The 21,444-nt window shown below is 73.4% G+C and carries 18 protein-coding genes, 5 tRNA genes and 1 riboswitch; of the genes, 18 read left to right on the top strand and 5 right to left on the bottom strand.

Annotation, left to right across the window (positions count from 1 at the left end):
• Positions 1 to 49 precede the first annotated feature (49 nt).
• Together GGE06_RS17440 and GGE06_RS17445 are read left to right on the top strand one after the other, a co-directional pair.
• Positions 50 to 838, top strand: a complete 789-nt coding sequence (locus GGE06_RS17440; protein WP_116159811.1) for a DsbA family protein — start codon at positions 50 to 52, stop codon at positions 836 to 838.
• On the top strand, positions 835 to 1,668 hold the full coding sequence (locus tag GGE06_RS17445) for a cytochrome c biogenesis CcdA family protein (RefSeq protein ID WP_116159810.1): 834 nt from the start codon (positions 835 to 837) through the stop codon (positions 1,666 to 1,668). The genes GGE06_RS17440 and GGE06_RS17445 overlap by 4 nt, the downstream gene beginning before the upstream one ends.
• Before the next feature lie 113 nt (positions 1,669 to 1,781).
• Here GGE06_RS17445 and GGE06_RS17450 read toward each other — a convergent pair.
• The 3 genes from GGE06_RS17450 to GGE06_RS17460 all read right to left on the bottom strand — a co-directional run bounded on the left by GGE06_RS17450 (position 1,782) and on the right by GGE06_RS17460 (position 2,064).
• Positions 1,782 to 1,855, bottom strand: a tRNA-Phe gene (locus tag GGE06_RS17450).
• Between the two features lie 22 nt (positions 1,856 to 1,877).
• Positions 1,878 to 1,951 (bottom strand) — tRNA-Asp (locus GGE06_RS17455).
• Between the two features lie 40 nt (positions 1,952 to 1,991).
• Positions 1,992 to 2,064, bottom strand: a tRNA-Glu gene (locus GGE06_RS17460).
• A 127-nt stretch (positions 2,065 to 2,191) separates the two neighbouring features.
• Here GGE06_RS17460 and GGE06_RS17465 point away from each other — a divergent pair.
• The 7 genes from GGE06_RS17465 (at position 2,192) to GGE06_RS17495 (ending at position 10,723) form a co-directional block, all read left to right on the top strand.
• Positions 2,192 to 2,542 carry a metallopeptidase family protein gene (locus GGE06_RS17465; protein ID WP_030496497.1) on the top strand — a complete coding sequence of 117 codons (351 nt, stop codon included), beginning with the start codon at positions 2,192 to 2,194 and terminating at the stop codon, positions 2,540 to 2,542.
• Positions 2,543 to 2,765: 223 nt separating this feature from the next.
• Entirely contained in the window at positions 2,766 to 3,446 is a 681-nt protein-coding gene (locus tag GGE06_RS17470; RefSeq protein WP_184931209.1) for a hypothetical protein, read from the top strand.
• Positions 3,447 to 3,644: 198 nt separating this feature from the next.
• Positions 3,645 to 5,963, top strand: coding sequence for a DEAD/DEAH box helicase (locus GGE06_RS17475; RefSeq protein WP_184931210.1), 2,319 nt, complete (start codon positions 3,645 to 3,647; stop codon positions 5,961 to 5,963).
• A 297-nt stretch (positions 5,964 to 6,260) separates the two neighbouring features.
• Positions 6,261 to 8,240 carry an FG-GAP repeat domain-containing protein gene (locus GGE06_RS43745; RefSeq protein WP_184931211.1) on the top strand — a complete coding sequence of 660 codons (1,980 nt, stop codon included), beginning with the start codon at positions 6,261 to 6,263 and terminating at the stop codon, positions 8,238 to 8,240.
• Between the two features lie 115 nt (positions 8,241 to 8,355).
• Positions 8,356 to 8,428, top strand: a tRNA-Lys gene (locus GGE06_RS17485).
• A gap of 349 nt (positions 8,429 to 8,777) precedes the next feature.
• A complete protein-coding gene (locus GGE06_RS17490; protein WP_184931246.1) occupies positions 8,778 to 10,070 on the top strand; it encodes a diacylglycerol/lipid kinase family protein in 1,293 nt (430 codons plus the stop codon).
• A 68-nt stretch (positions 10,071 to 10,138) separates the two neighbouring features.
• Complete coding sequence (locus GGE06_RS17495) at positions 10,139 to 10,723, top strand: phosphatase PAP2 family protein (RefSeq protein ID WP_116159806.1); 585 nt, start codon at positions 10,139 to 10,141, stop codon at positions 10,721 to 10,723.
• Between the two features lie 157 nt (positions 10,724 to 10,880).
• Here the strand turns inward: GGE06_RS17495 and GGE06_RS17500 are convergent, their stop codons facing one another.
• A complete protein-coding gene (locus GGE06_RS17500; RefSeq protein ID WP_116159805.1) occupies positions 10,881 to 11,849 on the bottom strand; it encodes a sigma-70 family RNA polymerase sigma factor in 969 nt (322 codons plus the stop codon).
• A gap of 197 nt (positions 11,850 to 12,046) precedes the next feature.
• On the opposite strand from GGE06_RS17500, the gene GGE06_RS17505 reads away from it, so the two are divergent.
• From GGE06_RS17505 to GGE06_RS17545, 9 genes are all read left to right on the top strand, one after another.
• Positions 12,047 to 12,541 (top strand): rhodanese-like domain-containing protein, encoded by a 495-nt coding sequence (locus tag GGE06_RS17505; RefSeq protein ID WP_116165404.1) that lies wholly within the window; start codon positions 12,047 to 12,049, stop codon positions 12,539 to 12,541.
• 52 nt (positions 12,542 to 12,593) lie between these two features.
• A tRNA-Met gene (locus GGE06_RS17510) sits at positions 12,594 to 12,667 on the top strand.
• Positions 12,668 to 12,775: 108 nt separating this feature from the next.
• Positions 12,776 to 13,516 carry a MerR family transcriptional regulator gene (locus tag GGE06_RS17515; protein WP_116159804.1) on the top strand — a complete coding sequence of 247 codons (741 nt, stop codon included), beginning with the start codon at positions 12,776 to 12,778 and terminating at the stop codon, positions 13,514 to 13,516.
• Between the two features lie 85 nt (positions 13,517 to 13,601).
• Complete coding sequence (locus GGE06_RS17520; RefSeq protein ID WP_147321078.1) at positions 13,602 to 13,985, top strand: hypothetical protein; 384 nt, start codon at positions 13,602 to 13,604, stop codon at positions 13,983 to 13,985.
• Positions 13,986 to 14,049: 64 nt separating this feature from the next.
• The gene (locus tag GGE06_RS17525) at positions 14,050 to 15,072 is read left to right on the top strand and encodes a PLP-dependent cysteine synthase family protein (RefSeq protein ID WP_184931212.1); all 1,023 of its coding nucleotides are present in this window, start codon (positions 14,050 to 14,052) and stop codon (positions 15,070 to 15,072) included.
• Positions 15,069 to 16,292 (top strand): MFS transporter, encoded by a 1,224-nt coding sequence (locus GGE06_RS17530; protein WP_184931213.1) that lies wholly within the window; start codon positions 15,069 to 15,071, stop codon positions 16,290 to 16,292. The genes GGE06_RS17525 and GGE06_RS17530 overlap by 4 nt, the downstream gene beginning before the upstream one ends.
• Positions 16,293 to 16,427: 135 nt before the next feature.
• A complete protein-coding gene (locus GGE06_RS17535; protein ID WP_116159800.1) occupies positions 16,428 to 17,639 on the top strand; it encodes a PP2C family protein-serine/threonine phosphatase in 1,212 nt (403 codons plus the stop codon).
• Positions 17,640 to 17,852: 213 nt separating this feature from the next.
• Positions 17,853 to 17,999: riboswitch (cyclic di-AMP (ydaO/yuaA leader) on the top strand.
• An 11-nt stretch (positions 18,000 to 18,010) separates the two neighbouring features.
• A complete protein-coding gene (locus tag GGE06_RS17540) occupies positions 18,011 to 19,126 on the top strand; it encodes a M23 family metallopeptidase (RefSeq protein WP_116159799.1) in 1,116 nt (371 codons plus the stop codon).
• A gap of 61 nt (positions 19,127 to 19,187) precedes the next feature.
• On the top strand, positions 19,188 to 20,135 hold the full coding sequence (locus tag GGE06_RS17545; protein WP_184931214.1) for an aldo/keto reductase: 948 nt from the start codon (positions 19,188 to 19,190) through the stop codon (positions 20,133 to 20,135).
• Here GGE06_RS17545 and GGE06_RS17550 read toward each other — a convergent pair.
• A complete protein-coding gene (locus tag GGE06_RS17550) occupies positions 20,132 to 21,436 on the bottom strand; it encodes a PrsW family intramembrane metalloprotease (protein WP_116159797.1) in 1,305 nt (434 codons plus the stop codon). The genes GGE06_RS17545 and GGE06_RS17550 overlap by 4 nt on opposite strands.
• Between the last annotated feature and the right edge of the window lie 8 nt (positions 21,437 to 21,444).

The raw sequence follows: 21,444 nt of genomic DNA on the forward strand, positions 1-21,444 counted from the left end.
CGCCGTCCTTCCCCCTCTGATCCGTTGATCCGTGCAGGAGTGCTTCCGCATGTCCAAGTCCAAGCCGATTCTGATCGTCTCCGGTGTCGCGGCCGCCGCCGTGCTGCTCGGCGTCGTCTCGTACACCGCCACCAAGCCCTCGTCCCCCGGCGCCTCCGGCTCCTCTTCTGTCGCCGAGGTCTCCGCCGACCCCTCCGCCGGTGTCTACGCCGAGCTGGAGGCGTACGCCCGCCGCGACGCCTCCGACGAGCTCGCCCTCGGCCGCGCCGACGCCCCCGTCGTGCTCATCGAGTACGCCGACTTCAAGTGCGGCTACTGCGGGAAGTTCGCCCGCGACACCGAGCCGGCCCTGGTGAAGAAGTACGTGGAGAAGGGCACCCTGCGGATCGAGTGGCGGAACTTCCCGATCTTCGGCGAGGAGTCGGAGGCCGCCGCCCGCGCCTCCTGGGCGGCCGGGCAGCAGGGCCGGTTCTGGGAGTTCCACAAGGCCGCCTACGCCGAGGGCGCCAAGGAGAAGGGCTTCGGCAAGGAGCGCCTGGCCGCCCTCGCGACCGAGGCCGGCGTGCCCGACCTCGCCCGGTTCGCCAAGGACGGCGACAGCGCGGCGGCCCGGGAGGCCGTACGGAAGGACCAGGAGCAGGGGTACGAGCTCGGCGCCTCCTCCACCCCGTCCTTCCTGATCAACGGCCGGCCGATCGCGGGCGCCCAGCCGCTGGAGACCTTCACGGAGGCGATCGAGGCGGCGGCGAAGGCGGCTCCGAAGACGGCTCCGAAGGCCGCTCCGACCGCGGCGCCGAAGGCCGCTCGGACCGCCGCTCCGACGAAGGCCGGGCAGTGACCTCCGGCATCGGCTACTTCGCCGCCTTCCTCGGCGGCCTCCTCGCCCTGCTCAGCCCGTGCAGCGCCCTGCTCCTGCCCGCCTTCTTCGCGTATTCGATCGACACGCGCGCGAAGCTCGTGGCCAGGACCGGCATCCTCTACGCGGGCCTTGCGACCACGCTCGTACCGCTCGGCGCGGCCGGCTCCCTCGCGGGCCGGTTCTTCTACGGCCACCGGGACCTGCTCGTCACCGCCGGCGGCTGGCTGATCGTCGGCCTCGGCGTCCTCCAGATCCTCGGGCTCGGCTTCACCTCCCGCCGGATCGCCGAGGCGAGCGGCCGCATCCGGCCCACCTCGGCGCTCTCCGTCTACGCCCTCGGCCTGGTCTACGGCCTCGCGGGCTTCTGCGCGGGCCCGATCCTGGGCAGCGTCCTGACGGTGGCGGCGCTGAGCGGCAGCCCGGCGTACGGCGGACTGCTCCTCGCCGTGTACGCGCTGGGGATGGCCGTCCCGCTGTTCGTCCTGGCGCTGCTCTGGGAGCGGTACGAGCTGGGCCGGCGGCGCTGGCTGCGCGGCCGGCCGCTCCGTGCCGGCCGCTTCGAGGTGCACTCCACCTCGCTGCTGTCGGGCCTCTTCTTCATCGCCCTCGGCACCCTGTTCCTGGTCTTCGACGGGACGACCGCGCTGCCGGGGCTGCTGTCGGTGGACGACTCCTTCGCCATCGAGGAGCGGGTCGCCTCGCTCGGCCGGGCGGTGCCGGACTGGGCGCTGCTCGTGGCCGTGGTCGCGGTGGTGGCGGTCGCCTTCGCGGTGCGCGGCCGCAAGGGGCGGCGGCGCGAGGAGGCCTGAGCCGTACGGGGGAGGGGCGCGGGCCCCTTCCCCGTACGGCCGGCTTCGGGCGCACGAAGAAGGCCTCGGGGAACGAAGAAGGCCCCGTTCTTTCGAACGGGGCCTTCTCTTTGTGGCTGGGGCCGGGGTCGAACCGGCGACCTATCGCTTTTCAGGCGATCGCTCGTACCAACTGAGCTACCCAGCCACGAAGCTGTTTCCAGCTTCAGCGACTCTGACGGGACTTGAACCCGCGACCTCCACCTTGACAGGGTGGCGAGCTAACCAACTGCTCCACAGAGCCAAGCTTGTGTGCGATCACTAGTCTCGCACACGGTCATGCGTGCCCCCAACGGGATTCGAACCCGTGCTACCGCCTTGAAAGGGCGGCGTCCTGGGCCACTAGACGATGAGGGCTAGAGGCTCACCTGCGCACTTCTCAGTGCGTCGGGGACGTGAGAAGCATATGGGATGCCGGCCGGTATCGCCAAAACGGTTTCCCCCCGCAAGCGGGAGGCGCCCCCGGACGGGGGAGAATGGGCCCGTGCTGGAGATGACGCGCGAGGAGTTCGAGGAGCTCGTCGCCGAGGCCCTGGACCGGATCCCGCCGGAGCTGACCCGGCTGATGGACAACGTCGCCGTGTTCGTGGAGGACGAGCCCTCCCCGGACGATCCCGAGCTGCTCGGGCTCTACGAGGGGACGCCGCTGACGGAGCGCGGCGAGTGGTACGCCGGGGTGCTGCCCGACCGGATCACGATCTACCGGGGGCCGACGCTGCGGATGTGCGAGTCGCGCGAGGACGTCGTGGCAGAGACCGAGATCACCGTCGTCCACGAGATCGCCCACCACTTCGGCATCGACGACGAGCGGCTGCACGCCCTCGGCTACGGCTGAGCGGGACGGGCGGCCGGGGCCGGTTCGGCGGCCTGAGGCGGTCCGGCGGCCGGTGCGGTCCGGCGGCCGGGGGCGGGTGATCGCGGGTCGGTGATCGCGGGCCGTGTGGCCGGCCGTGGCCGGATCGGGTCGCTGTGCGGCGGCCGTGTCCCTTGTGGTGCCTGGGGAGTTGGGCAGGGCGACGCGTTCCGTTCCTGCCTGTTGTGTCCTGGAGGTGCCCCCCGTGCGCCATTTGCCCACCCCGGTGAGATGGGCCGCCACCGCGCTGGCCGTCGCGGCCTGTGCCGGTCTGAGCGGCTGTATGAGTGTGAGTGACGAGGGGGCGAAGCCGGCGCCCGGCGCGTCCGGGGAGAAGCGCGGCGTGGCGGCCGAGAGCGACGGCGGCGGCGCGGACCAGGGCGGGGGCTCCGGATCCTGGAACGGCCGGTCCGGGAGGGGCGGGCCCGCCGCGGCCGGCGGCGGCAAGGAGTCCCCGGTCCCGAGCGGCTCGCCGTCCGGCACGGCGAAGCCCTCGCCGGGCGCGGTGCTGCCGGTGGAGGGGCCGGGCGGTACCGGGGGGCCGTCGAAGCCGCCGGCCGGCGGCGGCCACGAGGTCCCGGGCGCCGGCTCGGGCGCCGGCAGCGGGAGCGGCGGCAGCGGGGGCACGGACGGCGGGAGCGGCGGAGGCGCCGGGGGGCCGGACGGCGGCGGGGCCACGCCCACGCCGGATCCGACCCAGCCGAGCCCCGATCCGACGCCCGAGCCCACCTCGAACCCGACGCCCGAGCCGACCCCGGAGCCGACGTCGAACCCCACCGATCCGCCGAGCACCGGCCCCGGCACCCAGATGGGTGCCATGCGGGCGGCGGACGGGCCGGGGGCGCCCCCGGAGCCCGCGGCATCACCGCAGGCGGAGCCGGTGTGACGCAGTCCGATTTGCCATAGGTGGGGGAGGGTGCGTATGGTGGTAGATCGCTTGATCCCATTGCCCGGCGCCGATACCGAAGAGCGCCGTGTGGCGCGTACTCTCCCTAGCCGTGGCTGACCGCATTGAGGCGGTCGATTTGCGAAATCACGGAGTTGACGGGCGCGTGCCGAGACTCCGGAAGGTTTCGCATTTCGCATGTCCATTTTCAGTTCTGACCACGCCGTCATGCCCGAGAACGACGAGATCGTCGAGGCCGTAGAGGCCACCGAGATCGTCGAGACCGAGACCGACATCACCGTCACCGACGAGGTCACCGACGCCGAGGCCCCCGCCGAGGAGCCCGCCGAGCCCACCATCACCTTCGGCGACCTCGGTCTGCCCGAGGGCGTCGTGCGGAAGCTCGCGCAGAACGGCGTCACCACCCCCTTCCCGATCCAGGCGGCGACCATCCCGGACGCCCTGGCCGGCAAGGACATCCTCGGCCGCGGCCGCACCGGCTCCGGCAAGACCCTCTCCTTCGGTCTGCCGCTGCTCGCCACCCTGGCGGACGGCCACACCGAGAAGAAGAAGCCCCGCGGCGTCATCCTCACCCCGACCCGTGAGCTCGCGATGCAGGTCGCGGACGCCCTCCAGCCCTACGGCGACGTGCTCGGCCTCAAGATGAAGGTCGTCTGCGGCGGTACGTCCATGGGCAACCAGATCTACGCCCTGGAGCGCGGCGTCGACATCCTCGTCGCCACCCCGGGCCGTCTGCGCGACATCATCAACCGCGGCGCCTGCTCCCTGGAGCAGGTCCAGGTCGCCGTCCTCGACGAGGCCGACCAGATGGCCGACCTGGGCTTCCTGCCCGAGGTCACCGAGCTGCTCGACCAGGTTCCCGAGGGCGGCCAGCGTCTCCTCTTCTCCGCCACCCTGGAGAACGAGATCGACACCCTCGTCAAGCGCTACCTGGTGAACCCGATCACGCACGAGGTCGACCCGTCCGCCGGCGCCGTCACCACGATGACCCACCACGTCCTCGTCGTGAAGCCGAAGGACAAGGCCCCGGTCACCGCCGCCATCGCCGCGCGCAAGGGCCGCACCATCATCTTCGTCCGCACCCAGCTGGGCGCGGACCGCATCGCCGAGCAGCTGCGCGACGCCGGTGTGAAGGCCGACGCCCTGCACGGCGGCATGACCCAGGGCGCCCGTACGCGCACCCTGGCCGACTTCAAGGACGGCTACGTCAACGCGCTCGTCGCGACCGACGTCGCCGCCCGAGGCATCCACGTCGACGGCATCGACCTGGTCCTGAACGTGGACCCGGCCGGCGACCACAAGGACTACCTGCACCGCTCGGGCCGCACCGCCCGCGCCGGCCGCTCCGGTGTCGTGGTCTCCCTGGCCCTGCCGCACCAGCGCCGCCAGATCTTCCGTCTGATGGAGGACGCGGGCGTCGACGCCTCGCGCCACATCGTCGGCGGCGCCGGCGCGTTCGACCCGGAGGTCGCCGAGATCACCGGCGCCCGTTCGCTGACCGAGGTCCAGGCCGACTCCGCGAACAACTCGGCCAAGCAGGCCGAGCGCGAGGTCGTCGACCTGACGAAGCAGCTGGAGCGCCTCCAGCGCCGTGCCGTCGAGCTCCGCGAGGAGGCCGACCGCCTGGTGGCCCGCGCCGCCCGCGAGCGCGGTGAGGACCCGGAGGCCGCCGTCGCCGAGGTGACCGAGGCCGCCGAGGCCGAGGTCGCGGCCGCCGCCGTCGAGGCCGAGCGCGCCGCGAAGGCCGAGGAGCGCCGCGAGGAGCAGCGTTCGACCTACCGCGACGAGCGGGGCAACTTCGAGCGCCGTGACCGCGGTGACCGTGGCGGCTTCAACCGTGACGACCGCGGTGACCGCGGTGGCTTCCGCCGTGACGACCGTGGTGACCGTGGTGACCGGGGCGACCGTGGCGGCTTCCGTCGCGACGACCGTCCGTCCGGTGGTTTCCGTCGTGACGACCGTCCGTCGGGCGGCTTCAACCGCGATGACCGTGGCGGCCGTTCCTTCGAGCGTCGTGACAACGACCGTCCGTCCGGCGGCTTCCGCCGCGACGACCGCCCCTCGGGTGGTTTCCGTCGTGACGACCGTCCGTCCGGTGGCTTCAACCGCGACGACCGCGGCGGCCGTTCCTTCGAGCGTCGTGACAACGACCGTCCGTCGGGCGGCTTCAACCGCGATGACCGTGGCGGCCGTTCCTTCGAGCGTCGTGACAACGACCGTCCGTCCGGCGGCTTCCGCCGCGACGACCGCCCCTCGGGTGGTTTCCGTCGTGACGACCGTCCGTCCGGTGGCTTCAACCGCGACGACCGCGGCGGCCACCGTGGCAGCGACCGTCCGTTCAACCGCGACCGTCGCGACGACCGCCCCGCCGGCGGCTTCCGCTCGGGCGGCGACCGCCCGTACGGCCGTCGTGACGACCACCGCGGCAGCACCGGCTCGACCGGCGGCTCCTTCGGCCGCCGCGACGACAAGCCGCGCTGGAAGCGCAACGGCTGATCTCGCCTGAAAGCCTGACCAGGGCCCGTACGACACTTCGGTGTCGTGCGGGCCCTGGCCGTTTTTTGAACAGGTTCGGAATTCGCTTCCGCCGCCCGTGGGGCCGCTGTTACTGTCGCCCTACTCGCACGGGGGGTTCGAGCAAGGACGGGGCACGCGTGCGCGCGTTGCCGACCGCGGCACGGGATGCCGCGTCTCCTCCGTGCGCCCCTTCGCACCCATGGAGACGACGTGAACCACCACGCTCGGCCCCGGCGGGCCACTCTTCGCCGTGTTCTCGGTACCACCCTCATACCCGTGGTGGCCCTCGGAGTCGCCGCGACCAGTGCTCCCGCTGCCTTCGCCGCGCCGACCGCCCTGACCGCCGCCGCGCCCGTGGCCCTCGACCCGTGGGCGGCGTCCGTACCGCTGTCGGACGGCACGGCGGACGACGGTGTGCTCGACCTCCGAACGGCCGGGAACGGCGCGGTCGTCGCCCTCACCTACAAGGCGAACGGCGACCAGAGCGTCTATGAGATCAGGACGACGGTGCGGCCGGCGGGCAGCACCGCCTGGGGGGCGTCGCAGCTCCTCGCCACGACCGCCGGCTACCCCCAGGACGCCCAGCTGGTCGTCTCCGCGGACGGTTCGGTCGCCGCGGTGTGGTCGGGGGGCGGGCCGTGGGCGGCGGGTGACACCTTCCGGATGTCCGTGCTCGAAGCCGGCGCCACGACCTGGTCCGCCGTCGCCGACGTCCCGGCGCCGGGCGCCCACGGCATCAAGGTCGCCGGCTCCCCGTCCGGCAGGCTGGTGGCGGCGTGGACGAAGACGTCCGGTCGTACGAGCGCCGTGTACACGTCGATCCGTACGGCGCCCGGCCAGGCCTGGTCGGACCCCGTCAGGCTGAGCGAGGACCTGCCGGGCCTCGAGCTGGTGTCCGGGGCGGAGCTCTCCGTCTCGCCGCAGGGCACGGCGACCGTGGCCTTCGCCCAGTACGGCGCCGAGAAGGGCGAGATCAAGGTCGCCGACCTGGCCGCCGACGGCACGGGCTGGACCACGCCGGTCACCGTGTCGAACCCGGCGTCCTACGTCAACAACCCCACCCTCGCGGGCGGTCAGGACGGCAGCGTCGCGCTGGTCTGGTCGGACCGGGGGACCCCGGGCGGCGCCGAGGCGGTCCAGGTGTTCGCCCGACGTCCGGCCGGCGGCGACCGATGGGGGAACGGAGGCCCGGCGAACGGCTTCGCGACCGGTGCCTGGCGGCAGGTCGCCGTCGGCCCCGAGGGCGACGTCACCCTGCTGGGGGTCACCTACGCCGAACCCGCCGGGTACAGCGCCGTGACCACCACCTGGACCGCGGCGACGGGCAGCTGGTCCCCCGTGAAGGCCCTCTCCACGGGCTACGTCCAGGACGACCAGTTCGACCTCGCGGTCGGTCCCGACGGCAGCGCGCACGCCGTCTGGACGCAGGGCGTCGGCAGCTACCGGAAGGTGATGACGTCCTCCCGGGTGAACGGCGCATGGTCCGCGGCCCCCACGCCGCTGAGCACGAACACCGAGGGATACGCCCTCGGCCAGGTGACCGTCGACGCGACCGGCCGGCCCGTCGCCGCCTGGGAGCAGACCGCCGGAACCTCCCTCCAGCTGCGGGCCGCCACCACCGCCCCCGCCCCCGTCAAGCCGCTGCCCGCCTGGCGGGACGTCAGCGGCGACGGCAAGGGCGACCTGTTCGGCCTCACCTCCGCGGGGGCGCTGACCGTGCGGACGGGGACCGGTACCGGCGGTCTCGGCACCGGCGCCTCGGCGACCGGCTGGCCCGCGACCTCGACGGTCGTCCCGTTCGGCGACCTCTCGGGCGACCGCTGCAACGACCTCCTGGTCCGGGACGCCTCCGGCGTGCTGACCCGGTACGACGGCGACTGCGGCAAGGCCTTCGCGCCGAGCGGGGCGAAGCGGACGATCGGCGGCGGCTGGCAGGTCTACAACAGCCTCATCGCGCCCGGCGACCTGACGGGAGACGGCCGGACCGACCTCCTCGCCCGTACGCCGTCCGGCGAGCTGTGGCTGTACGCCGACGACACCACCGGCAAGTTCAAGCCGCGGGTGAAGGTCGGCGGCGGCTGGCAGATCTACAACACGGTCGTCGGCGTCGGCGACCTCAACGGCGACAAGGCCGGCGACCTGCTCGCCCGCGACGCGGCCGGCGTGCTGTGGCGGTACACCGGGACCGGCACGGGCCTCTTCGCCGCCCGGGCGAAGATCGGCGGCGGCTGGCAGATGTACAAGACCCTGTCCTGACCGGCGACCGACCGGGGCCCGGCCACCACGGCCGGGCCCGCGGCGCGGCCGGTGTCGGATACCCGATCGGTTCCGGGGCCCTCTCGGGCTATGCTGCTCGGGTGTGCTTGTCCACGGGCCGTTAGCTCAATTGGCAGAGCAGTGGACTTTTAATCCATTGGTTGTGGGTTCGAGTCCCACACGGCCTACCGAGCGGTGGGGGAGGGGAGACCCTCCTGCCCGCCGCGGAGCGCCCCGACCGGTTTGTTCCGGTCGGGGCGCTTCGTCGTTCGGGGGCAAAGCCGCCCGGTGCGGGTGGCCGTGACGGTCCGTTCGGAGCGGGTCGCCCTTTCCTGAGAACCTTCCGGGGCTTCCCGCTGTCTTGTTCCCGGGGGCCTGTGAGGGGCTCCGTCCTCCGAACGGGTCCGTCCCGGGGGCGGCGGTGGGGAGCGTGGGGAAGCGTGGACGCGGAGTGTGGAGGTGGGGTCGGTGACGGCGAGCGGTTCCGGTGATCCGGCGGGGGAGGCCCAGCGGCTGGCCCGTTACGCGCTGGTCGCCATGGGGGGTGCGGGCGCTGCCCTGCTGACCGCCCTCGGCAGCGGGCTGCTGATCCTGCTGAGCGGGGTCGTGGGGCTCGCCGCAACGGCCGCGGGCGTCTGGTGGTTCCTCGCGCACCGGGGGACCCTGCGGATGCTCGGGGCGGCGCTCGCGGTGGCCGCGCCCCTGGTGACGCTGAGCCTGTACGTCGCCTGGGGCGTCTGGGTGAACGCCCTCGTGGCCCTGGGACTGTGGGGCTTGGCGCTGTCCTTCGCGCGGGCCGCCCTGCGCCGCCCGGAGGACGAGCGGGACGCGCTGATGCGGGGCGTACCGGCCGCCCCGCCCCGCCGGCCCGTCCTGATCATGAACCCGAAGTCGGGTGGCGGGAAGGTCGAGCGGTTCCGGCTCGTCGAGCGGGCGGAGGCGCTCGGCGCCCGGGTGATCCTGCTCGATCCGTCGAAGCCGGCCGATGTCGCCGGGCTCGCGCGCGAGGCCGTGGCCGGGGGCGCCGATCTGCTCGGCGTGGCCGGCGGCGACGGCACCCAGGCCCTGGTGGCCGAGGTCGCCGCCGAGCACGGCCTGCCGTTCCTGGTCGTGTCGGCAGGCACCCGCAACCACTTCGCCATGGACCTGGGCCTCGACCGCACCGACCCGTCCCGCTGCCTCGACGCGCTGCGCGACGGCGAGGAGCTCCGGGTCGACCTCGGCGACGTCGCCGGGCGACCCTTCGTCAACACCGTCTCCTTCGGGGTGTACGCGGACGTGGTCCAGCGCCCCGAGTACCGCGACGCCAAGGCCGGCACCGCGCTCGACGTCCTGCCCGATCTGCTCCAGGGCGGCGAGGGCGACCGTCTCGACGCGCTCGCCGACTCCACCCCGCTCTTCGGGCAGCAGGCGCTCCTCGTCAGCAACAACCCGTACGCGGCGCCCGATCCGCTCGGTGCGGTCACCGCCCGCAGGACCCGCCTCGACGGGGGTGAGCTCGGGGTGATCGGCATACGGGTGGACGGGGCCGCCCAGGCGGCCGAACTGGCCGTCCTCGGCACGCAGGCGACCGGCCTGAACGTCCTGACGGCCCGTAGGGTGGAGGTCGGGGACGGCACGGGCGCCGCGATCTCCGTCGCCGTGGACGGCGAGGCGCTGACCCTGCCCACGCCCGTCGTCTGCACCCTCCGGCCCCGCGCCCTGCGGGTCCTCGTGCCCCGCACCCGTCCGGGGTCGCCGGTGCCCCCGCCGCGCCTGGACTGGCGGCGCCTGACCCGGCTGGCGTTCCCCGAGGAGCCGGACCGGAGAGCCTCCCGGGACTCGCCGTGAGCCCCCGTACGCCTTGAACTCCCGTACGCCTTGAACTCCCGTACCACCCACCCCGCTAGGAGCGGCGCATGACCACCGACACGACGACGCCCGGGACGCTCCGGGCGATGACGCACGATCTCCGGGCCGTCGACGGGGCCGTCTACGCCGCCGTGGCCGCCACCCCCACGCCCACGCTCGACACCGCGCTCCGCCGGCTGTCCACGGCGGCGAACCACTCCAAGATCTCGTTCACGGTCGCGGCCGCGCTCGCGCTCGTGCCGGGCCGGCCGCGGCGGGCCGCGCTCGCCGGGTTCGGGGCGATCGCGGTGGCCTCGGCCTCGGCGAACCTCCTGGGCAAGCGGCTGGTCCGCAGGCCGCGGCCGGACCGGGAGGCGGCCCGCGTGGTGGTGAGCCGCCATGTGCCCATGCCGGACTCGGCGTCGTTCCCCTCCGGGCACACCGCGTCGGCGGTGGCCTTCGCCACCGCCGTCGGGGCGGTGCTGCCGCCCGCCGCGCTGCCCCTCGCGGCCCTGGCGTGGACCGTCGGGTACTCCAGGGTCCACACGGGCGTCCACTATCCGGGTGACGTCGTCGCGGGCGCCTTCCTCGGCCTCGCGAGCGCGGGCGTCTCGGTGGCGGTCACGAACCGGATCGCCGCCGGACGCCCCTGACCCGGACTCTGTCCGCGGTCGCCGGCTGCGGGGGCCGGCAGCCAGCGAGCCGCCTGCTTCGGGCAGGGCGGGCGTTCCTTCCGTACGTACGGGGTGAGGCCGCCGCCGTCGTCGGGGGCGAGGCCCCGCGTGCGGTGATCACGCGGCGGCCGCGGCCTCAGTACGTCGCGAGGGCCAGGTCCTCCTCCGTGAGGCCGAGGGCGGCGATGCGCTCCGGGTCCGCCAGGACGTGCAGCGCGACGATCCGGTCCCCGGAGATCGTGAACGTCATGAGCGAGCCCGGGCGGCCGTTGACCACCGACAGGACCGCGGGCTGGCCGTTGGCCACGAGCGCCAGCGAGCCCTTGCGGAACTTCGCGTACATGACGGCCTGCGACATGACGGCCTCGGCGCCCCGGACGACCTGGGAGAGGGCCGCGAGGGTCCGGCCGCCGTCCGCGCGCAGCACCACGTCCGGGTCGAGGACGGTGAGCAGCCCCTCGAAGTCGCCGCCGTTCGCCGCGGCGAGGAAGGCGTCGGCGATCTCCCGCTGCCGCCGCACGTCGGGACCGGGGGCCGGGGTGGCGTCCTGCACCCGGCGGCGGGCGCGGCTGGCGAGCTGGCGGGTCGCCGCCGGGGTGCGGTCCACGATCTTCGCGATCTCGTCGAAGGAGACGGCGAACATGTCGTGCAGCACGAACGCGAGCCGCTCCGCCGGCCCCAGGGTGTCCAGGACGACGAGGAGCGCGAGCCCGACGGACTCGGTGAGCTCGGCCGCCTGCTCCGGGGCGGTGGTGTCGGCGACCCGGACGATCGGATCGGGGACGTAGTACTCCAGCGGGTCCTCGCGGCGCGAGGCGCGCGAGCGCAGCATGTCCAGGCACACGCGGCCGACGACGGTGGTCAGCCAGCCGCTGAGGTTCTCCACGCCGCTGACGTCGCTGCGGCTGAGCTTGAACCAGGCCTCCTGGACGGCGTCCTCGGCCTCGCTGACCGAGCCCAGCATCCGGTAGGCGACCGCCCGCAGATGGCCGCGGTCGGCGTCGAAGCGCCGGGCCAGGAATTCCTTGTCGGCGCCTTCGAGGGCTTTCCGGCCGACTTCGTTCTCGTGGTCCACTCGTCGATCTCCCCGTTCGCGTCCCGTCATGTCGTCATGACGGATGAAATCCCGCCGATGTGACGCGTCGGGTGACGCGGACGCCGGCGGCGGAACCGGGCCGCGGGGTCCCGCAGAGTGAGATCCCCGCCGCCTCGTGGTGAACGCCCGGGATTCCCCGGCCGAAGCCCCCGACCACCGTGGATCCTCACTTCAGCACGGTGATCTTCGTCCGTAGATTGATCACCATGACGACGACGACGCCGCAGGTCAACCCCGTACTTCGCACCCCGCCGGCCTCCCCCGCCGCGGCGGCCGCCTACTTCTCCGCCAGCCTCGCGTTCCACGCCGACGTCTCCGACGTGGCGTCCGCGCTGGCCACCGCCGCCGCCGAGGGCGCCGACCCCGGTTTCGTGGTGATCGACTCCCGGTCCACCGCCTCCTGGGACCAGGGCCACGTCCCCGGCGCGGTCCACCTGCCGACCGCGCTCATCCCCGAGCAGGCCGAGCAGCTGCTCGACAGGTCCGTCCCGGTCGTCACGTACTGCTGGGGCCCCGGCTGCAACGGCGCCACGCGCGCCGCGCTGGCCCTCGCCGAGCTGGGCTTCCAGGTGAAGGAGATGCTCGGCGGCTTCGAGTACTGGGTGCGCGAGGGCTTCGCGTACGAGACCTGGGAGGGGCCCGCGGAGAAGGCCGCCGACCCGCTGACCGCGCCCGTCGACTCCGACGACTGCGGGTGCTGAGGAAACCGATTTCGTGATCGCCCCGGTCATGCCGTAGAGTCGGGTTCACCGACGCGGGGTGGAGCAGCTCGGTAGCTCGCTGGGCTCATAACCCAGAGGTCGCAGGTTCAAATCCTGTCCCCGCTACTCAGTAGCAACGAAGGCCCGGATCCAGTCACTGGATCCGGGCCTTCGTCGTGTTCCCGGAAAACGCCGCTTGACCTTTACGCAACGTCAAGATCTAGCGTTCTCGGCATGGAGTGGTCGATCCAGGAGATCGCCAAGAAGGCCGGCACCACCAGCCGCACCCTCCGGCACTACGGGGAGCGCGGACTGCTGGAACCGAGCCGGATCGGCGCGAACGGTTACCGGTACTACGACCAGGCGGCGCTCGTGCGCCTGCAGCGGATCCTGCTGCTGCGCGAGCTGGGGCTCTCGCTGCCCGCCATCGCCGAGGTCCTCGCGGGGCAGCGGGACACCTCCGCCGCCCTGCGCACCCATCTCGCCCTCCTGGAGCAGGAGCGCGAGCGCATCGGACGCCAGATCGCGTCGGTGCGGACCACTCTGCGGAAGACCGAGGAAGGAGAGGAACTCATGGCCGACGAGGTGTTCGACGGTTTCGACCACACGCGGTACGAGGAGGAGGTCACCGAGCGCTGGGGCCGCGACGCGTACGAGAAGGCCGACCACTGGTGGCGCTCGCTCAGCCCCGCGCAGAAGAAGGCGTTCATGGGCGAGCAGGACGGCATCGCCCGCGACTTCGCGCGGGCGGCACGGGACGGCCTGGCCGCCGACAGCGAGGAGGTGCAGGCGATCGCGTGGCGCCAGGTCGCGTGGCTGTCGACGACCACGACGCCGAGCAAGGAGTACCTGATCGGCCTCGGGCAGATGTACGTCGACGACCCGCGCTTCACCGCCAACTACGACAGGCACGGCGAGGGCACCGCACTCCTCGTCCGGGACGCGATGAAGGTCTACGCGGAGCGGAACCTCTGACGGACCTGTCTGAAGTAAACGGTGGCCAAAACCGTGCCTGCCTCTTTGGAGGTGCGCGGCACCCCACCGTAGTCTCACGCGCACCATGAGTGACCAGAGTGTGACGGAGATGAGCCGGCGGGCGCCCGCCGTGCTCGTCCTGCTCGCGCTCCTCGCCCTCGTCGTGAGCGTCTGCCACGGCTCCCACGGGCACGTCCTGCCGCCGACCTCCGGCACCGTCACGACCGTCTCCGCCCCCGCGCTCCCGCACGGCTGCGAGCGCTCCGGGGACGCCTGGACCTTCGACGCCCACCTCCCCGCGCAGGCCGCCGCCTCCCCGCTCGCCGCGCCCGGCGCCGGCGGAGCCGCGGTCCTGCCGTACGAAGCGGACCTCCGCACCGACCCCCGCGCGCGCTGCGTACGGAACCGGGCGGGCCCCGGCCCCGAGCCGGGCAGGCTGCTGATCGCCCTCGGAGTGGACCGGAACTGAGCCGGGTCCCGCACTCGCGTGACCAGGTTCCCTTTCGCGTACCGACCCGAGGACGTACCCCCCCATGACCGCACCACTGACGCTCTCCGTCGACGGGCAGACCGTCGGCAACACCCCCGTCCTGTGGACGGACGACGGCTACTGGGCCAAGCTCGAAGGCTTCAACTTCGGCGGCATCAAGGACCGCGCCGCCCTCTACATGGTCGAGCAGGCCCGCCGCCGCGGCGAGCTGCGGCCCGGCGCCCCGATCGTCGAGTCGACCTCCGGGACCCTCGGTCTCGGCCTCGCCCTCGCGGGCGTGCTCCACGGCCATCCCGTGCACGTCGTCACCGACCCCGGCCTCGAACCGATCGTCGAGCGGATGCTCGTCGCCCACGGCGCCCGCGTCCACGTCGTCCCCGAGCCCAGCCCGCGGGGCGGCTGGCAGCAGGCCCGGATGGACCGGGTCGCCGAGCTGCTCGCCGGCCTCGACGGGGCCTGGTGGCCCAACCAGTACGGGAACCCCGACAACCCCGCCGCGTACACGGGCCTCGCCGCCGAGCTGTCCGCGCAGCTCGACCGGATCGACGTCCTCGTCTGTGCGGTCGGCACCGGCGGTCACTCGGCCGGGATCTCCCGGGCGCTGCGCGCCACCTCCAGCCCGGCCCTCGAACTGGTCGGCGTGGACTCCGTGAACTCCACCGTCTTCGGCCTCCCGGCGGGCGAGCGCCTGATGCGCGGCCTCGGCTCCTCCATCCACCCGGGGAACGTCGACCACGGGGCCTTCGACGAGGTGCACTGGGTGGGCCCGGCGGAGGCGGTCCGGGCGGCCCGCCGGCTGGCCTCCCGGCAGTTCGCCACCGGTGGCTGGAGCGTCGGCGCGGTCGCGCTCGTCGCCGGCTGGCTGGCCCGCACGCGGCCGCGCGGGACCCGGATCGCGGCCGTCTTCCCGGACGGGCCGCAGCGGTACTTCGACACCGTCTTCAACGACGAGTTCTGCGCGGCGCACGGGCTGCTCGACGGACCCGTACGGGAGGACCCCGCCGCGTACGTCTCCGACGACTCGGTCAGCGGCTGGACCCGCCGGGTCCTGGAGCGTGTCCGGTGACGACGACGACCGCGCCCGCGAAGGGCCGGGGCGGCATCTGGAGGCAGAGCCGCACCTTCGACCCGGCCGTACGGCTGCTCTTCCTCAACCAGCTCACCATCAACCTCGGCTTCTACATGCTCATGCCGTACCTGGCCGCGCACCTCGCGGACGGGCTCGGCATGGCCGCCTGGGCCGTCGGGCTCGTCCTCGGCGCGCGGAACCTGTCCCAGCAGGGCATGTTCCTCGTCGGCGGGGCGCTCGCCGACCGGCTCGGCTTCAAGCCGCTCATCGTCGCCGGCTGCGCGCTGCGGACGGTCGGCTTCGGGGCGCTCGCCTTCGCGCAGTCGCTGCCGATGCTGATCGCCGCCTCGCTCGCGACGGGCCTCGCGGGCGCGCTCTTCAACCCTGCCGTGCGGGCCTGTCTCGCGGCGGAGGCGGGGGAGGAGCGCCGGGTGGAGGCCTTCGCGCTGTTCAACGCGTACTACCAGGCGGGCATCCTGCTCGGGCCGCTCGTCGGGGTGGCCCTGACGGGGGTGTCGTTCCGGCTGACGTGCGTGGTCGCGGCGGTGCTGTTCGCCGGCCTGACCCTCGTACAGCTCCGGTACATGCCCGTACGGGCCGTGGCCGAACCGGCCGCGAAGGGGGAGCGGGGGCAGTTCCGCACGGTGCTCGCCCACCGCACGTTCTGGCTCTTCTCGCTCGCCATGACCGGCTCGTACGTGCTGTCCTTCCAGGTCTATCTGGCGCTGCCGCTCGCGGCGGGCGGTACGGGGGTGACGACCGCGCTGTTCGTCGTCTCGGCGCTCGTCGCGCTCGCCGGGCAGCTGCGGATCACGGCCTGGACCCGGCGCCGGCTCAGCCGGGAGCGGTGTCTCGTCCTCGGGCTCGCGCTGATGGGCGGGGCGTTCCTCGTGCCGGCCGCCCTGGGGCGCGGCCCGGTGGGGCTGCTGCTGTGCGCGGCGGTCCTGGCCGTCGCGAACGCGGTGCTCTACCCGTACGAGATGGACACCGTCGTCGCCCTGTCCCGGGGACGCTGGGTCGCCACCCACTACGGGCTCTACAACACGGTGTGCGGGATCGGGATCACCCTGGGGAACCTGGGGACGGGCGCGCTCCTCGACGTCACCGGCTGGTCGGCGGTCCCGTGGCTCGCGCTGTGCGCGGTGGGCCTGGGGTGCGCGGCGGCGATGGCGCTGCTCGCCCGGGGCGGACGGCTCGCGGAGGCCGGGGCTCCCTAGCTCGCGGAGGCCGGGGCTCCCTAGGGGTGTACGCCCACTCGGCCCCGTGGGAGTCGCCGCCCCGGGCGGCGGCGGCCACCCTGGAAGGGTGCGGTGCGGACCGCGCGCCGGTCGGACCCGGGCAGGAGAGCACAGGTGGGGCACCCCCTAGGAGCGGCGGGCGGAGGGCGGCGGGGCGGTGAGGGCCGGCCCGAGTACAGCGGCGCCCGGCGGTTCATCCGCGCGCTGCCCCCGCTGATCATCGTGGGCGGTGTCGTCTTCGACCTGGCGACACCGCCCGAGTACACGGCGGCGCCGCTCTTCTCCGCCGCCCCGCTGGTCGCCGCCCCCTTCTTCTCCTTCCTGACGACCCTGCTCACCGGGATCGCCGCGGTCCTCGCCTCGATCGGGCTGCACTCCTACAACGGCACCGTCGACGAGGTCGCGTCCCTCACCGAGACCCTGACGGTGGTCACCGTCTCCGCGCTCGCCCTCCTCATCAACCGGGTCGTGCGCCGCAGCGGCGAGCGGCTCGCCTCGGCGCGGGTCATCGCGGAGACCGCGCAGAAGGCGGTGCTGCCGACGCCCGACGAGCGGATCGGCGGGCTGCAGTGCGCGGCGCGGTACGAGGCGGCGCAGGCCGACGCGTTCATCGGCGGTGACCTGTTCGCCGTCCAGGACACCCCGCACGGGGTGCGGCTCGTCGTCGGGGACGTCCGGGGCAAGGGGATGGACGCGGTCGAGGCCGTCGCCGTCGTCATCGGCTCCTTCCGGGAGGTGGCCGAGCAGGAGCGGACCCTGGAGGGGGTGGCGCGGCGACTCGAACGGGCGCTCGCCCGGGAGGGCACCCGTCGGCACGGGCTCGACGCCTTCGAGGGGTTCACCACGGCCGTGCTCGCCGAGATCCCGCGCGGCGACGGGAGCGGGACCTTCGACGGTTTCGTACGGGTCGTCAACCGCGGGCATCCGCCGCCGCTGATGCTGTACGCGGACGGGCGGCTCGACACCCTGGAGCCGGGCGAGGCGGCGCTGCCGCTCGGCATGGGCGACCTGGCGGCGTGGCCGGACCGGGCCGAGGCGCGGCCGTTCCCGGCGGGCGCGACGCTCCTCTTCTACACGGACGGCCTCTCGGAGGCGCGGGACGCGCGGGGCGTCTTCTACGATCCGGCGGCGCGGCTCGCCGGGCGGATCTTCCCGGGACCCGAGGAACTGCTCGACGCGCTCGTGGACGACGTACGGCTCCACACGGGCGGCGGGTCGACGGACGACATGGCGCTGCTCGCGGTGAGCCGCCCCGCGACGGGGCAGCCCGAGCGGCGGCGGACGATGCCGGTGGTGCCGCCGGGCGGGCCCGGTCACCGGCCGTAGTCGAGAGGTGTCACTGCGATAACAATTGACACAACGTCAGATCGCGCGGGTTTTCCCATCAGTCCCTTACGCCTTGCTGAAGGGGGGTCAACTCGGGCGATACTCCCTCAATTCAATGAATGATCAAGAGGGACGGGCTTGGAATCGGGACCCCCTGTCTATTAACGTTCGATAACGCAGCGCGGTCGTCCCAGCCGTCGCAAGAGGCGGCACCGTGCGCACGCGCCGAATCCTGAAAAGGAACCGGGGAACCACCACTTGGGGTGAATCGGACGCCTTCGTCCCGTACGAAGGGGCCCGTAGGAGACCTTCCTGCTCCGAACCCGTCAGCTAACCCGGTAGGCGAGAAGGAAGGAAAGGAGCGCGCCCCCGTGGCGTCCAACACCCCCGCACCCGAAGCCCCCTTCGATGCTTTCGGTGGCGGTGCTGGTCCCTCCGCCCCCGCCACCGAGTGGAACCCCACCGAGGGCTCCCTCCGCGCCGAGAGCCGCTCCGGCGGCCGGCACCGGGTCGTCAAGCAGCGCTCCAACTTCGCCCGTTCCTCCACCGTCCTCGGCGTCGGCGTCATCGCGGCCGTCGGCGCGGGAGGCCTCGCCACCGCGCAGGAGAAGCCCCCGGTCGCCATATCGCTGCCGGACCTCCCGGACCTGAACCTGCCGGACCCGCACGACCTCCCCGGCGTCGGCGACCTCCTCCCCGGCGAGGACAGCGCGCCGGTCAGCGCGGACCGCGCCAACCCGAACCCGCTCACCGCCGCCACGTACACCACCGCGGACGACCAGGCGACCGGACAGGCCGAGCAGACCACCGCCGCCATGCCCGCCGCCGGCGAGGCCCTGCGCGCCCGCATCCTCCAGCAGGCCGAGCAGCAGCAGGCCTCCGCCGACGCCGCCGAGAAGGCCGCGGCGGAGAAGGCGGCCGCCGAGAAGGCCGCCGCGGAGGCCGTGGCCAAGGAGGCGGCCGCGGAGAAGGCCGCCGCCGACGCGAAGGCGAAGGCCGAGGCGGAAGCCAAGGCGAAGGCCGAGGCCGAGGCCAAGGCGAAGGCGGAAGCGGCGGCCGAGGCCGAGCGCCTCGCCAAGCTCGCCGCCAGCTACTCGCTGCCGGTCTCCTCGTACACCCTCACCGCCACCTACATGCAGTCCGGCTCGATGTGGTCCTCCGGCTACCACACCGGTCTCGACTTCGCCGCCCCCACGGGCACCCCGCTCAAGGCGGTCCACGGTGCGACCGTGAAGTCGGCCGGCTGGTCCGGCTCCTACGGCTACCGCGTCGTCCTGGAGATGGAGGACGGCACCGAGGTCTGGTACTGCCACATGTCGTCCATGACGGTCAGCGCCGGCCAGACCGTGTCCACCGGCGAGACCATCGGCCGCGTCGGCGCCACCGGCAACGTCACCGGCCCCCACCTCCACATGGAGGTCCACACCCCCGGCGGCGACGGCATCGACCCGATGGCCTGGCTCCAGTCCAAGGGCATCAACCCCTGAGGCCCCGACCCCTGGGAACCTGCACGGAATAGGACCGGCGGAGAGAATGGTTGATCCTTCTATGACCTCTCTCCGCCCGCTGGGCTCCTCCGACCTGCACGTCTTCCCCGTGGCCCTGGGCGGCAACGTCTTCGGCTGGACCGCCGACGAGGCGGAGTCCTTCGCCGTCCTCGACGCCTACGCCGCCGCCGGCGGCAACTTCGTCGACTCCGCCGACGTCTACTCCGCCTGGGCCGAAGGCAACGAGGGCGGCGAGTCCGAGACCGTCATCGGCCGCTGGATGGCCTCCCGGGGCAACCGCTCCGACATCGTCGTCGCCACCAAGGTGGGCGCCCACCCCCGCTTCAAGGGCCTCTCCGCCCCCACGATCAAGGCCGCCGCGGAGGAGTCGCTGCGCCGCCTCGGCACCGACCACATCGACCTCTACTACACGCACTTCGACGACGAGTCCGTCCCGGTCGAGGAGATCGTCACCGCCCTCGACCAGCTGGTGAAGGACGGCAAGGTGCGCGCCGTCGCCGCCTCCAACATCTCCCCGGAGCGGCTGCGGGCCTCCCTCGACTTCGCCGAGGCCGAGGGCCTCACCCGGTACGTCGCCCTCCAGCCGCACTACAACCTGGTCTCCCGCGACACCTACGAAGGCCCGCTCCTGGAGACCGTCGAGAAGGCCGGGCTCTCCGCCGTCCCGTACTACGGGCTCGCCGCCGGCTTCCTCACCGGCAAGTACCGTCCCGGCGCCGGCGTCGACAGCGTCCGCGCCTCCGGCGCCGCCAAGCACCTGGACACCGAGCGGGGCCGGGCCGTGCTCTCCGCGCTCGACACGGTCGCCGCGGCGCACGAGACCGAGCTCGCCACCGTCGCCCTCGCCTGGCTCGCCGCCCGGCCCACCGTCGCCGCGCCGATCGCCTCGGCCCGCACGGTCGAACAGCTTCCGGCCCTCGTCGCGGCGGCGGACCTGACGCTGACGGAGGCCGAACTGACCCTCCTCACGGAGGCCTCGGCGATCTAGCTCCGGTACGGGTTGTAGCCGTCGTAGTCCAGGTACTGCGGCGGCGCCCAGGCCCGGCCCGTCGCCCGGGCCGCGTACGTCAGTGCCGGGGAGGCCACCGCGCGGCGCTGCCACAGGTGGTGGAGGAGCTCCTGCTCCCGGGCCGGGAAATCGGGGCCGGCCGTGCCGCGCCGGGCCCGGTCCCGCAGGAACGCGAGGGTCGTCGCGAAGGACTCGTACTCGCCGACCGCCCGCGCGGCCGGCGGGCCGTACGTCCGGGCGGCGAACGCGCGGGCCATCTGCCGGGCCCGCATCGAGGACAGCGCGAGCGGCTCGGTCGGCGCGAGCCAGCCGGCCGCCGCGTACGCCGGGAGCTCCCCGGATATCGTGCGCAGCTCGCGCTGCCGGCTCCACACCGCCAGCCAGGTCAGCAGGCCGAACGCCGGAACCATCAGCGCCCCGTACACCAGGTAGAAGGCCAGCGGGCCGCCGAAGGTCGCCGAGCCGTTCCAGGCGGAGTGCAGGCTCATCGCGAGCAGCAGCCCGGCCAGCGGCAGCAGCACCCGGCGCAGCCGCTTCCCGGGCGGGGCGAGGGCGGCGAAGCCGAAGCCGATGCCGGTGAGCACGGTGAACAGCGGATGCGCGAACGGCGACATCACGACCCGTACGAAGAAGGTCCCGGCGGTCACCATGCCGATGCCGGAGCCGAACTCCTGGTCCTCGCCGAAGGCGTTGCCGAGATAGAGGATGTTCTCGGTGAAGGCGAAGCCGGTCGCGGTGAAACCGGCGACCACCACCCCGTCGACGAGACCGCCGAAGTCCCTCCTGCGGAAGAGGAACAGCAGCAGGATCGCGGCGGCCTTGGCGCTCTCCTCCACCACCGGGGCGATGACGGTGGCCCCGAGGTTGTCGGCGGAGTCCGGGTCGGCCGTGGCCGTGGCGATCCAGTGGACCGCGAAGGAGTTCGCCAGGATCGCGACGAGCGCGGCCGCGAAGGCGCCCCAGGCGAAGGCGAACAGCATGTTCTTCCAGGGGCCCGGCTCCACCCGGTCGAGCCAGCGGAACGCCGACATCAGCAGTGGTACGGGAAGCACGGCCAGGCCCAGACCGACGAGGAAGCCCTGCGTGCCGGTCTGCTCGCGCACCAGGGCCAGGATCACCAGGGCGCACAGCGCGAGCAGCGTCACGACGGTGACCGCGCGGACCAGCCGGCTGCGCCAGAAGGCCCGGCGCGGCCGGTAGCGCCACTGCGAGCGGTCCGCGGCGGCGGGGAAGTCCGGCTCCTCGGTGTCGCGGTGCGGGACGGGAACGGAGTTCGACACGTGAGCGA

Source organism: Streptomyces nymphaeiformis (assembly GCF_014203895.1).
GTDB classification, from domain to species: domain Bacteria; phylum Actinomycetota; class Actinomycetes; order Streptomycetales; family Streptomycetaceae; genus Streptomyces; species Streptomyces nymphaeiformis.